The organism is Sinomonas sp. P10A9, from assembly GCF_041022165.1.
Taxonomy (GTDB): Bacteria; Actinomycetota; Actinomycetes; order Actinomycetales; family Micrococcaceae; genus Sinomonas; species Sinomonas puerhi.
The window spans coordinates 1,880,638-1,896,384 of the sequence record NZ_CP163302.1 but is presented as its reverse complement, the minus strand read 5'-3'; the positions used below and the strand labels follow the sequence as shown (position 1 = coordinate 1,896,384).

Sequence of the window (15,747 nt, the reverse complement as noted above, 5' to 3'; positions counted from 1 at the left end):
GGGCACTCGCGCAGGACGCACCGGCTACTGGGCAGTGAATCCGCCGGTCGAACCGAAGCCCCCCGAGCCGCGCACGGATTCGGACAGTTCTTCGACGGGGACGAAGCGCGCATGCTCGACGCGCTGGATCACCATCTGTGCGATTCTATCGCCACGCCGGAGGGTGAGCGTGTGCGCGGCGTCGGTGTTCAGCAGCGTCACCGCGAGCTCGCCGCGGTATCCGGCGTCCACGGTACCCGGGGCGTTGACCACGGTGAGGCCGTGCTTCGTGGCGAGACCCGAGCGTGGGTGGATGAGGGCGACGAAGCCGAACGGGAGGGCGATGCTCACACCGGTCGGCACGAGGGCCCGCTCTCCAGGGGCCAGGGTGACGTCGACTCGGGCCCTGAGATCCGCACCGGCATCGCCCGGGTGCGCGTAGGACGGCGGCTCGATCCCGTCGTCGAGCATCTTGAGCTGGACCTCGAGGGTCGGCTCCCAGACCGACGCGTCGCCGGAAATCCCATCGGAACCGGAAATCCCATTGGAACCAGAAATCCGATTGGAACCGGAAATGCCCTCGGAAACTGTCTGCTGCTGCGCACTCACCCGTCAACTGTAGCGGCCCTGCGCGCGAGGCCCGGTTTTGTCGCCACGCCGCGGGGGGTGGAAAGCTTGGGACTATGCCTGAAGCCACGACGCCCGCCCCCGCCGCGGGCACCGCAGACCCCGTTGTCTATTCAGAGAAGCTGTGGCCCGCCTGGTGGGTCTGGCTCGTGACCATCGGCGTCTCGGCGGCGGGTATCCTCGTGTTCGCGCCGATCAGCCTTGCTGCCGGCTACACAGCCGCCATGGTGCTCTTCGTCATCCTCGCGGGCGCCCTGATCGCCTCGACCCCAGCAGTCGTGGTCACCGCGAAGTCCTTCCGCGCCGGACGTGCGACCCTCCCACTCGCCGTCGCCGGTGATGCTGAGGCGTTCACGGGAGACGAGGCAACCGCTGAACGCGGCGTACGGCTCCACGGGCTCGCGTACCTCTGCATCCGCGGCTGGATCTCGTCCGTGGTGCGCCTCGAGCTCAACGACCCGGACGACCGCACGCCATACTGGCTCGTCTCGACCCGCCATCCGGCCCAGCTCGTGGCTGCGCTCACCGACCATCCCGGGCCGGCCGAGTCCGTCTGACGGGACAACGGGCTGGCGGACGAGACCGTCAGAGGCGAAACTCCGTTCTGGAATGCACGGTGGCCCCGGCGCGCTGTCGCGCCCGGGGCCACCGATTTTCTGTTTTCCTTGCGCGCGCCGAGGGCTCAGCCCTCGCACTCCTTGCAGTATAGCAGGCCGTTCTTCTCCCGTGCAATCTGGGAGCGGTGACGGACGAGGAAGCACGAGGCGCACGTGAATTCATCGGCCTGTGCCGGCAGCACACGCACGAGGAGTTCCTCGCCGGAGAGATCGGCGCCGGGCAGCTCATAGCTGTCCGCGGCCTCCGCCTCGTCCTCGTCCACCGAAGCGGACTGCTTGTCGGTGCGGCGGGACTTCAGCTCCTCGATGGAATCCTCGTTGAGCTCTTCCTCGTTCTTGCGCGGCGCATCGTAGTCGGTCGCCATAGTTCTTCGTTCACGCTCCGTAAAGCTAGCTAGTCACGTGGCATCCCACGTAGTCCACTCCAACGCACTCGGCCCCCATTTTGTGCCCAGTGACGGGGGAGATTGTTCCCGATGCAGCCTCAAAACGCCACTCCGGCCCGGAATATTCCGTCCAGAACCACCGCGATGGGCCACGGGCACCTGCCTATTGGGGTCGAACATGCTTGGAAATTCGCGGCGCACCGCGTGCGCAGCCCGTGTTTTCCCCCGGCAAATGGCACAGTTCTACTCAGACTAAAAGCTAGCTGGAGGGCCTCAATGCGGGAGCGAGCGCAGGATCAAGCGCAGGAACTGCGGCTCGTGGGTGTCCACGAGGACGGAGCCCACCTCCTCGTGAGCGCGGCGAACGGAGATGTCTTCCGGCTCCCGCTCGACGAGGCGCTGCGCCGCGCCGTCTCCAGGCCCGCACCCCAGCGTCCAGCGACCGGCGATGGCGCCGGTATGACACCACGACAGATTCAGGCCGAGATCCGGGGCGGGGCAACTGCCGAGGAGGTTGCGGTCTCGTCCGGCATCCCGCTCGCGCGCGTGCAGCGCTTCGAGGGGCCTGTCCTGGCGGAGCGCGAGCACGTGGCACGGCGCGCCCAAGGCGTCGAGGTGCCAGGGCGGCTCCCCACGCACGATGCCCTGCGCGGCCCCCAGGCCGATCGGCCCGCAACGCTCGGAGAGATGGCCGCCTACCGGCTCTCCCTCCACGGCGTGTCTGCGGACAGCGTCGAGTGGGACTCGTGGCGACGTCCCGACGGCCAATGGACCGTGGTCGCGCGCTTCGAGCTGCCCGACGGCGCGCCGTCGTCCATCGGAGAAGAGCCGCCCGCGATGTGGACCTACCACCCCATCCACCGCACGGTGGCCAACGCCAATCGGTGGGCGCAGCAGCTCAGCGAACTCGAGCCCCTCGACGGCCCGGCCCCTCGGCGCCGCCTCGCAGCCGTGTCCGACAGGCCCTTCGATGTCGAGGCACCGGAGGCCATGCGCCGCGCGGAGGCAGCCCTCCCGACGCCCCTTGACCGTGAGGCCGAGCTGCTGGACATGCTGCGTGCCCGGCGCGGGCAACGGCTCGGCGTCGACGAGGACGGCGACGATGCGCTCGCGCTCCTCCTCACGCATGGCATCCCGGCTGCGCATCCACGACCCTCCGACGCTGACCCCGCGGATGCTGACGACGACGCCGAGGTCACAGACGGCGCCGAGCGTCACGATCGCCCCACCCGACCGGGGAGCGCGGCGGACGACGACCGCGTTGCCGCGCCGCGCGGAGGGATCACATCGCTGCTCTCACGCCTGAACCCTCGCGTGCACGAGGGAGACGACAGCCTCGGTCTCAAGCCGGGCATCAGCACGGCCACCCACGAGATCACCTTGGTCCCCTCTGCACATCCGCCAGGGCCCGATCACGAGGCAGGCGATCAGGAGCACACCTCGGGGGTGACCTCTCAAGGGGGCAGCTCCCCGGAGGACGCCCCCTACGCCGGCGCGCCAGCGAACTCGGAGTCCCGGCCCACGGAATCCCGCGGCCCAGAGATCGGCCGCACGGAATCAACGCAGGTGGCGTCTGGCGGCACCGACTCAGCGCGGCCGGAGCCACGCCAGCCCGGTCCGGGCCAGGAGACGCCGCGGCGGTCCGGAAGGCCCAAGCGCTCCTCCGTCCCGAGCTGGGACGAGATCGTCTTCGGGACTAAGGGCGACTGACCCCGGCCGCGCGGGAAGCACCTGCCTCGAGCGATCTGCTATTCACCGAACGGCAGGAGTTGCTCCCCCTCGCCCATGACGTCCGCCGTCGCGGCGGTGCGCCCGGCCATGTAGTGCCGGCGGCACAGGGTCTCGTACCCGACCTCGACGGGCTGGCCTTGAGCCGTCACGCCTGCGGGCGGAAGAGTGCCTCGGCCGGTGATATCCGCGACCACGACCTGCTCCCCCGTCCGGACCATCGTCCCGCCGACCGTGCGCGCGTTGTGGGTTGCCCGCCGGCCGCACCAGCACAGCGTCGGCACCTGGAGGCTCTCGATCCTGTCGGCGAGCTCCACGAGCCGCTGCGAACCCTCGAACAGGCGCGCGCGGAAGTCGGTCCCGATCCCGAAGGCGTACACGTCCACCTCCAGCTCGTCCACGACTCGGGCAAGGTCATCGACCTGCTCCGCGCGGTAGAACTGGGCTTCGTCGCAGATGAGGTAGTCCACCTCCTCCCCATGGGTTCGACGCCGGACGACCTCGTCCCAGAAGCTCGACGACGCCGTGACCTCGATCGCGGGTGTCCTGAGGCCGAGTCGGCTCGTGATGGCGGCTTCCCCCGAACGGTCATGGCGCGTGAACAGGAGGCCCAGACGGCCTCCGGCACGGTGGTTGTAGTCCATCTGGAGGGCCAGGGTCGACTTGCCGCTGTCCATCGTGCCGGTGAAGAAGACGAGCTCAGCCACGGCCCGAGCGCTTCCCCTGGACCCGTCCCCGTGCGCGGAACGCGATGAGCGGGACGTGCCTCTCGGCCTTGGTCCACGACCCGTGCTGGCCGACCATCTCGAACGCCTGAGGACGCACCCGGCGGCCGTCGTACAGGGCCACATCGCCATGCACGGCCACGATGAGGTCGCCGATCCGCGCGTGCACGCTCTCGGTCACCACCGGCCCGAACAGGCCGTGGTCGATGGCCTCCCGGCGTGTGAGGATCCAGGTCTGGTTCCCGAGTCGCTCGCGCCAACGGGCAGCGACCGCGGCCACCGCGGCGTCGTACGCCGCATCGTCTTTCGCGGGGTGACCCGCGCCGCGGCCGTTCCGCGGCGGCTCGACGTGGAGGTGAACCATGCGGGGTTCCCCAGCGGTGTGCCGGACGCCCTCGGTCAAGGAGGGATCGGCGCCGATATCGAGTCGCCGCGAGGGAGCGATGTCCACCATCCCATGGTCGCCCACGACGAGGATGAGGGTCCCTGCGGGAAGCTGGGCATCGAGGCGCCGCAGGGACGAGTCCACCTCCTCGAGGGCCACCGTCCATTCGGCCGAGGTCCAGCCGTACTGGTGACCGGCCTTGTCGAGCTCGTTCAGATAGAAGTACGCCAGCATCCGCGGGTGCTCCGCCATAGCCTCGGCAGCCGCCGTCGTGCGCGCGTGGAGGCTCACCGCACCGATGAATTCACCGCCGCGCAGGGCCGCACGTGTCATGGGCGAGCCCTCGAACTGCGGCAGGCTCACCGTCGCAACGTGGATATCGGGATGGATCCGCTCGAAGATCGTGGGGCACGGCTGCCAGCGCTGAGGGTCGACGTCGGGATCCCAGCCGTTGAGCTGGTTCACGACGCGGTCGAGGTGCGGAGCGTAGACGTCGTACCCCACCATGCCGTGCTGGCCGGGCGGGACGCCCGTGCCGAGGCTTGCCAGCGACGCCGCCGTGGTGCTCGGGAATGCCGCGTCCAGCGTCTCGGGGATGGCGCCCTGGCCTGCTGAGAGCTTCTCGCGCAGGAAGGGAGTATGGGCCGTCCGCTTGGACAGGAGGTTGCGGCCGAGACCGTCGACCATCACGAGGCAGATGCGCGAGGACGCGGGGATGGCCAGGGGATTGGGAAACCCCTGGACGCCGAGCGCTGCGGCGCAGGACGGGAGGACATCGGCGATGGATCGCGAGCCGAAGGCGGGTGGCGGCGGCAGGGGCACAGCGCCGCTGGCCGCAGATCCGGCCGCAGAAGCGGTTGGTGTGCTGGACGGGGTGCGGCTGGGCATAGAGTCGGAGGCTGCCGTCATCTAGCGGCCACCGTGGCCGCGCAGCGTCCTCGAGGCCAGGCCGGCAAGGCGGGGCCTCGTGGGTGCGGGTGGAAGCGGCCGCGAGCCCGTGCTCAGGGCGCGCAGCAGTCGGGCGAAGTGCTTCGCGGTGCCGACGGCGCGTGGGCCGTCGGCATCGGCGCTGATCCTCAGCACGAGGTCCTCCTGGGCCACGGTGCCGGTATACCCGTGGTCGGCCTCGCACTGGGGGTCACCGCATCCGGCGGGCACCATGTCGACGCGCTGGCCGCCGCTCCACGCGATGGCCAGGGTCACTTCGCTCACCGGGTCTCCGGCCGTGTACTCGGCAGGATCGGCATACACATAGGACAGCACCACGGTGGCGATCTGGGCGACGGGGACTGACTCCGTGGACACCTGGGCGGCGACGCGGCTCCCCTTCTCGTCGAGGGGCGACTCGTCGACATGGGTGACGACGAGCATGTCATCCGTGAGCACGAGGACAGTCACATGGCGGCGGACCTCGGCACGTTCGAAGTGGGTCTCGAGGTGGCTCAGGTGGGCGACCGGCGTGCGGCCGTCGAGGGCGTCCTCGACCACATGGCCGACGAGCAGCGGGTAGAAGCCCGTCCTCTCGAGCGCCGCGGTCAGGGTCTCCCCCTCCCCCTGACTGCCGTGCTGGCCTGTGGGTGCGCCGGACGGGAAGTGGCTCATGGGTGCCATTCTCCCAGAACGTTGCGGAACAGCTCAAAAGGAGGTGTCACGTCACTGGGCGATCATGGCCCTGCGAGCGCTGTCCATGCGCTGGGCCGGGTTCCCCACCCACACCGAAGCAGCGAGCACTGTGAGGCCCTGCGCGCTCACGACGACGGGCTTGAGCTCGAGGAGTGATACCTCGGGGTGGCGGTCCTTGAGCAGCGAGACACGGCCCACGAGGTCCTCGAGCGCCGGCACGTCGAGGGCTGGGAGGCCTTCGTGGCCGTACAGCTTGACGGCGGTCCGCGGCGCGCGGACGATCTCGTGGACGTCGCCCGTGGTGAGCGGCGTCATGCGGTGCGCCCAGTCGTCGAGGAGGGACACGGCGTCGCCCGCGAGCCCGAAGGAGAGGATCGGGCCGAGGAGCGGATCCTCGATCGCCCTGATCACGCAGGCCTGGCCGAGCGGGGCCATGCTCTGGACCTCGAAATGGGCTTCGCCATAGGGGCCCAGCGCAGTGCGCATCTGGTCGAACTCAGCCCGGAGGTCGGCGGCGTCGCGCACGTCGAGCCGGACAGCTCCGAGGTCGAGGCGCGCCCGGAGGTTGTCCGCGGCGGACTTGATGGCTACGGGCCAGCCGAGCGCGTCGGCGGCCGCCACTGCCTCGTCCGCGGTCGCGATGCCCAGCGCGGGAAGGACGGCGATGCCGTAGCACGCCAGGAGCCGCGCAGCGTCCTCGGGGCCGAGCTGTCGCAGTTCGGTACCCTCGACTCCCGCGAGGGCGGAGCCGATGATCGCCTCGGCTGCGTCGTCGTCGAAGTCCGCCTCGAAGAGCGGACCCTGGTCGCGCGCGAGCCACTCGCTGTACCGTACGACGGCGGCGAGCGCGGTCACGGCGTCGCCCGCGCTCGCGTAGCTGGGCACCGTCGCGGATGCTGCCGCCGGCACGGCCTCAGGCGCTGAACCTGCCGCCGCGGACGGTGCGGCGTCCTGCGGGGCCCCATCCGCCGCGGGCAGGAGTCCCTCGGTGTCCACACGACGGTCAATCACTCCGGGGAACGCTGCAACGACAGTCTTTCCGAGAGCCTCGGCGGCCTCGGCCAGGGTCTCGGCCAGAGCAGGCACGCGCACGCCGGGCGCTGGCAGGACCGCGACGACGACGGCATGGACGTCATCGCGCGCCCCCACATCGGTCAGCCGACGGTTCATTTCGGGAAGCGCGAGGGACTGGCCTTGGGAAAGGTCGAGGTCGCCGGCCACTGCGACGACGTTGAGCCCCTCGCCCTCAGCGCTGTCCGCGACCACTCGCGCGAGCCCGAGCGCGTTGCTCAGCACCGCGACGTTGGGACCTGCGGGCAGCCTCCCGACAGCGATCTGGGCGACGTCGATGAGCCCCTCAATAGTCCCGACGCGGATGACGCCGGATTGCCGGAGCACCGCGTCGAGCGCCCCGGGCGGCGCTTGCGTGGTCCGGACCGAATGGCCAGGCGGGAGCCGGAGCCCGGTGACGTCGCTCTTGGCGACGATGACCGGCTTGCTGCGCGCCAGACGCCGCGAGATGCGGGAGAACTTGCGGGGGTTGCCGAACGATTCGAAGTACAGCCCCACCGCGCGCGTCGGTTCGTCGTCCTCCCAGTACTGCATGAGGTCGTTGCCGGACACGTCCGCCCTGTTGCCCGAGGAGAAGATCGCAGTGAAGCCGAGACGCCGTTGCTCGGCCGCGGCATACAGGGCCACCCCGATCGACGCCGACTGGCTGAACAGGCCCAGGCTGCCCCGACGCGGAAGCCGCGGGGCGAGCGAGGCATTGAGTCGCACTCGGGGGTCTGTGTTCACGACGCCGAGCGATTCGGGCCCGACGACGCGCATGCCGTGGGCGCGCGCGTGCCTCACGATCTCCCGCTGGCGCAGGAGGCCTTCCTCGCCCCGCTCGGCGAATCCGCCGGAGGCGATGACGACGCCCTTGACGCCTGCGGCGGCGCATTCGGCGACGACGCCGGGCACCTCGTCATAGGGGACCGCGACGAGGGCGAGGTCGACGGTCTCGGGGACCTCGCCGATCCGCGCGTGCGCCATCATGCCGCCGAGCTCGAGCGCCTCGGGGTTCACCGCGTACACGCGCCCGGTGAAGCCCCCCTCGACGATGTGCTCGAGCAGCTGGTAGCCCAGCGTCCCCCACGTGCGGCTCGCGCCGATGACGGCAACGGAGGTCGGCGCGAGCAGCCCGAGGACGCTCTTGGACTCGGAACGGTGTTCACGGGATTCCATGACCGCGCGGGACTTCTCGGTTGGATCGATCTCGAACTCGACGCTCACGACGCCCTCGTCGAAATGCCGACTGACCGCGTACCCGGCGTCGGCGAACACCGTGAGCATCTTGCGGTTCTCCGGCAGGACCTCGGCCGTGAAGCGCCGGATCTGGTTCTCCCGCGCGGCCGCGGCGAGGTGCTCGAGGAGGATCGAGCCGAGCCCGCGGCCCTGATGGCGGTCCGCAATGTTGAACGCGACCTCTGCTTCGGTCGGGTCGGTGAGGCGGTCGTAGCGTCCGACCCCCATGATCTCCTCGCCGAGGGTGATGACCAGGGCCACCCGGTTGCTGTAGTCGACCTCGGTGAAGCGCTTGAGCTCGGCACTCGTCAGGCGCGTCTTGTAGCTGAAGAACCGCAGGTAGGTCGAGCTCTCGGACTGGTGGATATGGAAGTCCTGGAGGGCCTGAGCATCCTGGGGGCGGATCGGTCGCAGGTGGGCCGTCCCGCCGTCGCGGAGTACGACGTCTGCCTCCCAGTGATGCGGATAGTGGCCCTCAGGTGCGCTGGGCTGGCCAAATGCGTCCGTCGATGCCGAGTCCGCCATAGGCTTAGCCTAGTTCAGCCTCCCTGCACCACCACATGAAGGATCTACCGAGTCTTGGCACGTCGACAGAACCCGCGCAGCAGCGCTGGACAGCTCTCCGGCACGGATGCTCTCCCCGGAACCGACAACTTCGCGGAGAACATCACCGACATCGACGTCGCCGAGGAGATGGAGACGTCCTTCCTCGAGTACGCCTACTCCGTCATCTACTCCCGGGCGCTCCCCGATGCCCGCGACGGCCTCAAGCCGGTCCAGCGCCGCATCCTCTACATGATGAGCGACATGGGACTGCGCCCGGACCGCGCGCACGTGAAGAGCGCGCGGGTGGTCGGCGAGGTCATGGGCAAGCTGCACCCACACGGGGACACGGCCATCTACGACGCGATGGTGCGCATGGCACAGGGCTTCTCCCTGCGACTGCCGCTCATCGACGGGCACGGCAACTTCGGCTCGCTCGACGACGGTCCGGCCGCCCCGCGCTACACCGAGGCCCGCCTGGCCGCGGCCTCGCTCGCCCTCACTGGCAACCTCGACGAGGACGTCGTCGATTTTGTCCCGAACTACGACGGACAGCTGACCCAGCCCGAGGTCCTCCCCGCGGCGTTCCCCAACCTGCTCGTCAACGGCACCACGGGCATCGCGGTGGGCATGGCCACGAACATGGCGCCGCACAACCTCGTCGAGGTCATTGCTGCCGCCCAGCTCGTCATCGAGAACCCCGAGGCGACGCTCGAGGACGTCATGGACCTCGTGCCCGGCCCCGACCTGCCCTCCGGCGGGCGGATCGTGGGGCTTGACGGCATCCGCGACGCGTACCGGACGGGCCGTGGCTCGTTCAAGACCCGTGCCAAGGTCGCGGTCGAGCAGATCTCGGCTCGCCGCACGGGCCTCGTCGTGACCGAGCTGCCGTACACGGTGGGGCCTGAGAAGGTCATCGAGAAGATCAAGGACGCCGTCAACTCCAAGAAGCTCACGGGCATCTCCGACGTCACCGACCTCACCGACCGCCAGCACGGGCTGCGGCTCGTCATCGAGGTCAAGAACGGCTTCAATCCGCAGGCGGTCCTGCAGCAGCTCTACCGCTACACGCCGCTCGAGGATTCATTCGGCATCAACAACGTCACGCTGGTGGACGGCCAGCCGCAGACGCTGGGGCTGCTCGAGCTCCTGCGCGTGTACGTGGGCCACCGGCTCGACGTCGTGCGGCGCCGCACCGCGTTCCGGCTCGGCAAGCGCAAGGACCGCCTGCACCTTGTCGAGGGCCTTCTCGTGGCCATCATGGACATCGACGAGGTCATCCAGATCATCCGCACCTCCGACGAGGTCGCGGCCGCACGCGAACGCCTCATGATGGTCTACGACCTCACCGAGATCCAGGCCAACTACATCCTCGAGCTGCGTCTCCGCCAGCTCACCAAGTACTCGCGGATCGAGCTCGAGAAGGAGCAGGACGAGCTGCGCCGGGAGATCGAGGAGCTCGAGGCGATCCTCGGCTCGGACACCCTCCTGCGCGAACTCGTCTCGCGCGAGCTCGGCGAAGTCGCCGCCACGTACGGCACGCCGCGCCGCACGGTACTCCTCGAGCACGACGACGCGCCCGCCCTCGGGAGCCGGGCCTCGGCCGGTGGTGCGATCGGAGCTGCCGCTGGCGCTGCGGCAGCCGGGACCTCGGCCGCCGCGAAGGCCGCGCCGCTGCAGCTGGAGATCGCCGACGACCCCTGCTGGGCGATCCTGTCCGCCTCGGGCATGGTGGCGCGCACCGCCCACGACGAACCGCTTGTCGAGTCGGGGCCACGGGTGCGGCACGACGTGTTCCGCTCGGTCGTGCACACGACGGCGCGCGGCGAGGTGGGCGCCCTGACCTCGGCGGGCCGGATGCTGCGCCTTCAGACCGTCGACCTCCCGATGCTGGCCGCCTCGACCGGGCTTCCCAATCTGGCCGGCGGGGTGCCGATGAAGGACTTCGTCCCGCTCGCCAAGGGCGAGACGCTCGTGGCGCTCGTGCCGCTGGACACCGTGATCGCGATCGGCACCGCCCAGGGCGTGGTCAAGCGCGTCACATCGGACTACCCCCTCAACCGCGAGGACTGGGAGTCGATCACGCTCAGGCCGGGCGACGCCGTGATCGGAGCCGCGCCGGCGGCGGACGCCGACACCCTCGTGTTCGTCACGGCGCAGGCGCAGCTGCTGCGCTACGACGCGTCGGTGGTGCGTCCGCAGGGCCGCACCGCCGCCGGCATGGCCGGGATCAAGCTCGCCGAGGGCGATACGGCTATCTTCTTCGGCGTGGTGTCCGCCGGTGACGCAGGCGACGCTACTGGACACAGCGCCGTCGTGGTCACGATTGCGAACGGCGACGCCGCCCTGCCAGGGACCACCGCCGGGACCGCGAAGGTGACTCCGTTCGACGAGTACCCTGCGAAGGGCCGTGCGACCGGCGGCGTGCGCTCGCATCGGTTCCTCAAGGGGGAGGACCGGCTGACGCTCGCGTGGGTGGGCCGAGGGCCCGCGAAGGCCTCGTCGGCGGCAGGCGTGGCGCGCTCGCTGCCGAGCGAACACGGCCGCCGCGACGGCTCGGGTGTGCCGCTGAGCCAGTCGGTGGACGAGATCGGACCCAGCCTCACGTGATGCACCGGCGGGTCGGGCCCTTCCGGACCGCGGGCTAGACTGCCGCCATGGCCATCACCCCTGACACCAAGGACTGGACCTGGGTCCTCGACCATCCTTGCCCCGAGTGCGGATTCGACCCCGACTCGCTGACCCCGCAGGACGTCGCGCGGCGCGTGGAAGCGACCCTGCCGCGCTGGGATGCGGCGCTGATCCGCGAGGACGTGCGGGTGCGCCCGGACGAGTCGACCTGGTCGGCGCTCGAGTACGCGTGCCACGTGCGTGATGTCTTCGAGCTATTCCGCCGGCGTCTGGACCTCATCCTCGCCGAGGACGGGGCGCGGTTCGCGGACTGGGACCAGGATGCGACTGCCCGCGAGAAGGATTATGCCGGCGCAGATCCCCGGACCGTCCGCTCCGAACTGGCCGAGCAGGGCGCCCTGGCCCGGGACGCGTTCGCGGGCGTCCCCGACGAGGCGTTCGGCCGGCGCGGCCTGCGCAGCAACGGGAGCGAATTCACGGTCGTGACGCTCGCGCGGTACTTCCTCCACGACGTCGAGCACCACCTGCACGACGTCAAGGCCTGAACGGGCGCACAGACCCCCTCGGCCTTCCACGGCGGACTGTCCCCGGCGGACTGTGCCCGCCGCCGGGGCTCAGCGGGCCAGCTGCGCCGACAGGCCGGCGTCGTGCGCGGAGTCAGCGCGCGGCGCTCCGAGCTCCACGAGCACGTCCCCCGGCATGAGCTCCGAGGCGTGATGGGTGACCATGATGACGGTCCGGTCGGCGAGCGCCTCGTGCAGCGCGGCGACGAGCTCGAGGCCGGCCTCCGCGTCGAGGTGGGCGGTCGGCTCGTCGAGGAGCACCGTCTCGGCCCCCGCGAGCAGAGTGCGCGCCACGGCGAGCCGCTGCCGCTGGCCGCCCGAGAGGAAGGACCCACGGCTGCCGATGCGCGCCTCAAGGCCGTACGGGAGGGTCTGCACATGGGCGAGCAGGCCGACCCTCGCGAGGACCTCTTCGAGTTCGGCGTCCGACGGCGCGTGGTCGCGGTCGCGGGCGATTGCGAGGTTTCCGCGGACGGTCGAGTCGAAGAGGTGCGACTCCTGAGGGCACCAGGCCACGGGTCCGGTGACCTCGACAGTCCCCCGGCGCGGTCTGAGGAACCCCGTGAGGAGCGCGAGCACGGTGGACTTGCCGGCTCCGGATGGACCCGCAACGATGACCCAGTCCCCCGGCCCCGCCGCGAGGTCCAGCCCAGTGACGACGTCGGGGCCACCGGGCCACCCGACGCCCACGTCGCGGAGGCGGACACCCGTGGGTCCGGCCGCGGACACCCGTGGGTCGGGCCGCAACAGCGCAGTCCCGGCTGTCGTCGGCTGGGCTGTCTTCGCCCGAGCTGTGTTCGGCTGGACTGCGTTCGGCCGGGCAGTGTTCGCCTGTGCTGCGGCCGCCTCGGCTCCGTTCGGGTGGGCAGTGCTCGGCCGGGCAGTGTTCGGCTGGACTGCGTTCGGCCGGCCAGTGTTCGGCCGCACCGCCTCCGTGTGGGCCGCGTCTCGGCCCGGCACCGCCCGCGAGGCCCCCACCGACTCCTCCGCCGCGACGCGCGTGAGTGCGGATCGGAGTGCCGGAAGCTGCTGGACGGCCGTGCTCGCGGCTGCGAGCGGCTCGGCGAGGGCGAGCTGGAGCAGCAGGACGGCGGCGACCGTGGTTGCCGGGGCGCCCGCCGCGTGGGCGGTGACGAGGGTCAAGACGGCCGCGATGCCGGTCGCGGCAATGACGATCCCCTGCGCGAGGCCCTCGGCCGCCGCCCCGCGGCGCTCGAGGCGGGTGAGCGCTCCGTCCTCCGACCGGAGGCCGGCAAGGACGGCGCCGGTGCGGGAGTTCGCCGCGAGGTCACCGGCTGCGGCGAGCGCCTGCCCCATCCGGGCCAGGAAGCGTGCACGGCCGCTCTGGAGGCGCACGGCCGAGCGCCGGTCCGCTGCCAGGGCCGCCGCCGGCGCGGCGATGAGCGACACCACGAGGGCCGCCGCGAGCACGGGCAGCTGGCCGGGCAGCAGGATCCCGACGGCGACGGCGCCGCCGGCGCCCACGAGGACCGCGGTCGCGAGGGGATGCAGCACCCGCGGGAGCTGATCGCGCACCGCCTCGACGTCCCCGACGAGGGATTCAAGTGCCGCACCGGGGACCAGGAGCCGGCGCGCAGCGAGCCCACGGCTCGACAGCGCGCCCCAGAGCCGGTCGCGCAGAACGGTGAGCGTGGACAGGACCGCCGAGTGCAGCACCAGGCGCTCCCGGTACCGCAGCACGGCCCGCGCGATGCCGAAGAACCGCACCCCCGTGATCGCCGTCAGCAGGTACAGGATCGGAGGCTGTTCGGCAGCGCGCACTATGAGCCAGCCGGACAGCGTCGAGAGGGCCACTGCGGCTGCGGCAGATCCGAGGCCGGCAAGGGCCGCGCGGGCGTATTTCCAGACGTCCGGGCGGATCAGGGAGACGAGCACGCGTAGCCACGCGCCACGAGGCGCGGTGGTGACCGCCGGCGCATCGCGTGTCGGGGCGGGCGTCTCCGGCGTCGCGGAGCGGAACCTCTCGGATGCGGTGCCAGCGGAAGGTGCGAGCTCGATGACGTGGTCAGCGAGGGCCGCCGTTCGGGTCTCGTGGGAGACGAGCAGAACCGTCGCGCGGCCCGAGAGTGCGGCGATGGCCCGCTCAACGAGGTCCGCGGAGGCGCCATCGAGATGCGCGGTGGGCTCGTCGAGCAGCACGAGGGCCGCCCCGTCCGCGACGCGGGCCAGGCCGCGGCCCACCGCGACGCGGCGCTGCTGGCCGGGGCTCAGCTCGCTCGGGTCGGCGTCGGCGAGCCCGGCGAGGCCGAGCCTGCGGAGAATGGCGTCCGTGAGCGTCGCATCCCGATCGACCGCACTCCCCGCGTACAGCGCGAGCTCGGCCGCGACGGTGCGCTGCGTGAACTGCGGGTGTTGCGGGACCCATGCGATCCCGGAAGGATCCGAGCCCTGCACCGTCCCCGAGACAGCCGCCCCTGCGCCGTCGCGCACGAGCCCGGCGATCGCGGCCAGGATGGTGGTCTTGCCTGAGCCGCTGGGGCCGGCGAGCACGGTCACGCGCCCGGCCGGAGCGGTGAAGGTGAGCGGCCCTGCGGCGTCGTGGGGCGCGCCGTCGTACCTCACGGAGAGCCGCTCCACGCTCAGCTGTTGCGGGCCGCCGCCGTCGCGACCCGGTTCACGGCCGGGCCGCTCTGCTGCCGAGAGGAGCCGTGCGCCGTGCGGCACAGCCAACCGCTCACGCGTGCGCCGCAGGGCTTCCGTGCCGTCCTCGCTCGCATGGTGGGCGCTGCCGAGATCGCGCAGCGGCTGGAAGCATTCCGGAGCGAGGATGAGGGCGAGGAGCCCTGCCTCCAGGGTCATCTCGCCATACACGAGGCGGACGCCAATGAAAACCGCCACTACGGCCACAGAGATCGTGGAGATGAGCTCGAGGGCCAGTGAGGACAGGAAGGCGACCCTGAGCGTTGCCATCGTCCGGCCCTTGTAGGCACGGGAGAGCTCACCGAGGGCCACGCGCTGCTCGCGTGCGCGGCCGAGGCCGACGAGCACGGGCAGGCCCTGCGCAAGCTCGACCAGGTGTGAGCCGAGCCGCAGGAGCGCCTGTTGGGCCTCCGACACCGCACCGACGGTGTGGCGCCCGATAAGGATCATGAACAGGGGCACGAGCGGGAGCGTGAGCACGAGGATGAGCGCGCTCACCCAGTCCGCGCCGAGGATCCGGGCCCCGAGCAGCACCGGTACAGTAGCGGTCCCGACCATCGCGGGAAGGTACTGCGTGTAGAGCGAGTCGAGGGCGTCGAGGCCCCGGCCGGCGAGCACGGCGGTCGCTGCGGGCGACGACGCGACGCGGTCCGCGCCGTCGTCCGCGGAAGGGCCTTCGGTGCCTCCAGCGTCCATCCCAGCCTCGATCAGCTCGGCGCGGAGCTCCTCCTTCACCCCAACGGCGGCCCACCGGCCCACCGCGGACGTTCCCCACTGTGCGACGCCCCGGACCAGGACACCTGCGGCTGCCCACAGGGCCGCATCGCGGACGGTCCCCGTGCCGGGGGTCCCGGACGCGAGCCCCGCGATACCCGCGGCGATCCCCTGGGCCATGAGGATGAGCCCCACAGCCTTGGCTGCGGCGAGGAGGCCGAGGCCCAGCAGCGCCCGGCGGGTCGAGGGTCCTAGGGGAATCTCCGGTCGCATGGG

At 71.1% G+C, this 15,747-nt stretch carries 11 protein-coding genes; 4 read left to right on the top strand and 7 right to left on the bottom strand.

Annotated elements, in window-relative coordinates; all coding sequences use genetic code 11:
• Nucleotides 1-24: 24 nt before the first annotated feature.
• A complete protein-coding gene (gene dut / locus AB5L97_RS08580; RefSeq protein ID WP_369047393.1) occupies nucleotides 25-519 on the bottom strand; it encodes a dUTP diphosphatase in 495 nt (164 codons plus the stop codon).
• A gap of 143 nt (nucleotides 520-662) precedes the next feature.
• Here dut and AB5L97_RS08575 point away from each other — a divergent pair, with 143 nt between their 5' ends.
• Entirely contained in the window at nucleotides 663-1,163 is a 501-nt protein-coding gene (locus tag AB5L97_RS08575) for a DUF3093 domain-containing protein (RefSeq protein ID WP_307956561.1), read from the top strand.
• A 125-nt stretch (nucleotides 1,164-1,288) separates the two neighbouring features.
• Here the strand turns inward: AB5L97_RS08575 and AB5L97_RS08570 are convergent, their stop codons facing one another.
• The gene (locus tag AB5L97_RS08570) at nucleotides 1,289-1,588 is read right to left on the bottom strand and encodes a DUF4193 domain-containing protein (RefSeq protein ID WP_229232680.1); all 300 of its coding nucleotides are present in this window, start codon (nucleotides 1,586-1,588) and stop codon (nucleotides 1,289-1,291) included.
• 297 nt (nucleotides 1,589-1,885) lie between these two features.
• Here AB5L97_RS08570 and sepH point away from each other — a divergent pair, with 297 nt between their 5' ends.
• Nucleotides 1,886-3,319 carry a septation protein SepH gene (sepH, locus tag AB5L97_RS08565; RefSeq protein WP_369047192.1) on the top strand — a complete coding sequence of 478 codons (1,434 nt, stop codon included), beginning with the start codon at nucleotides 1,886-1,888 and terminating at the stop codon, nucleotides 3,317-3,319.
• Nucleotides 3,320-3,357: 38 nt separating this feature from the next.
• On the opposite strand, the gene AB5L97_RS08560 is transcribed toward sepH, so the two are convergent.
• From AB5L97_RS08560 to AB5L97_RS08545, 4 genes are read right to left on the bottom strand one after another with little or no spacing between them, the layout of a single operon-like run.
• Complete coding sequence (locus tag AB5L97_RS08560) at nucleotides 3,358-4,044, bottom strand: thymidine kinase (RefSeq protein WP_369047191.1); 687 nt, start codon at nucleotides 4,042-4,044, stop codon at nucleotides 3,358-3,360.
• Nucleotides 4,037-5,335 (bottom strand): alkaline phosphatase family protein, encoded by a 1,299-nt coding sequence (locus AB5L97_RS08555; protein WP_369047190.1) that lies wholly within the window; start codon nucleotides 5,333-5,335, stop codon nucleotides 4,037-4,039. The genes AB5L97_RS08560 and AB5L97_RS08555 overlap by 8 nt, the downstream gene beginning before the upstream one ends.
• A 21-nt stretch (nucleotides 5,336-5,356) precedes the next feature.
• Nucleotides 5,357-6,058 (bottom strand): DUF5998 family protein, encoded by a 702-nt coding sequence (locus tag AB5L97_RS08550; RefSeq protein WP_374049229.1) that lies wholly within the window; start codon nucleotides 6,056-6,058, stop codon nucleotides 5,357-5,359.
• A 42-nt stretch (nucleotides 6,059-6,100) separates the two neighbouring features.
• On the bottom strand, nucleotides 6,101-8,884 hold the full coding sequence (locus AB5L97_RS08545) for a GNAT family N-acetyltransferase (RefSeq protein WP_369047189.1): 2,784 nt from the start codon (nucleotides 8,882-8,884) through the stop codon (nucleotides 6,101-6,103).
• Between the two features lie 54 nt (nucleotides 8,885-8,938).
• On the opposite strand from AB5L97_RS08545, the gene AB5L97_RS08540 reads away from it, so the two are divergent.
• The gene (locus AB5L97_RS08540; protein ID WP_423246834.1) at nucleotides 8,939-11,512 is read left to right on the top strand and encodes a DNA gyrase/topoisomerase IV subunit A; all 2,574 of its coding nucleotides are present in this window, start codon (nucleotides 8,939-8,941) and stop codon (nucleotides 11,510-11,512) included.
• A gap of 47 nt (nucleotides 11,513-11,559) precedes the next feature.
• Nucleotides 11,560-12,078, top strand: a complete 519-nt coding sequence (locus tag AB5L97_RS08535) for a DinB family protein (protein WP_369047188.1) — start codon at nucleotides 11,560-11,562, stop codon at nucleotides 12,076-12,078.
• Between the two features lie 69 nt (nucleotides 12,079-12,147).
• Here AB5L97_RS08535 and cydD read toward each other — a convergent pair whose 3' ends face one another.
• Nucleotides 12,148-15,744, bottom strand: a complete 3,597-nt coding sequence (gene cydD, locus AB5L97_RS08530; protein ID WP_369047187.1) for a thiol reductant ABC exporter subunit CydD — start codon at nucleotides 15,742-15,744, stop codon at nucleotides 12,148-12,150.
• Between the last annotated feature and the right edge of the window lie 3 nt (nucleotides 15,745-15,747).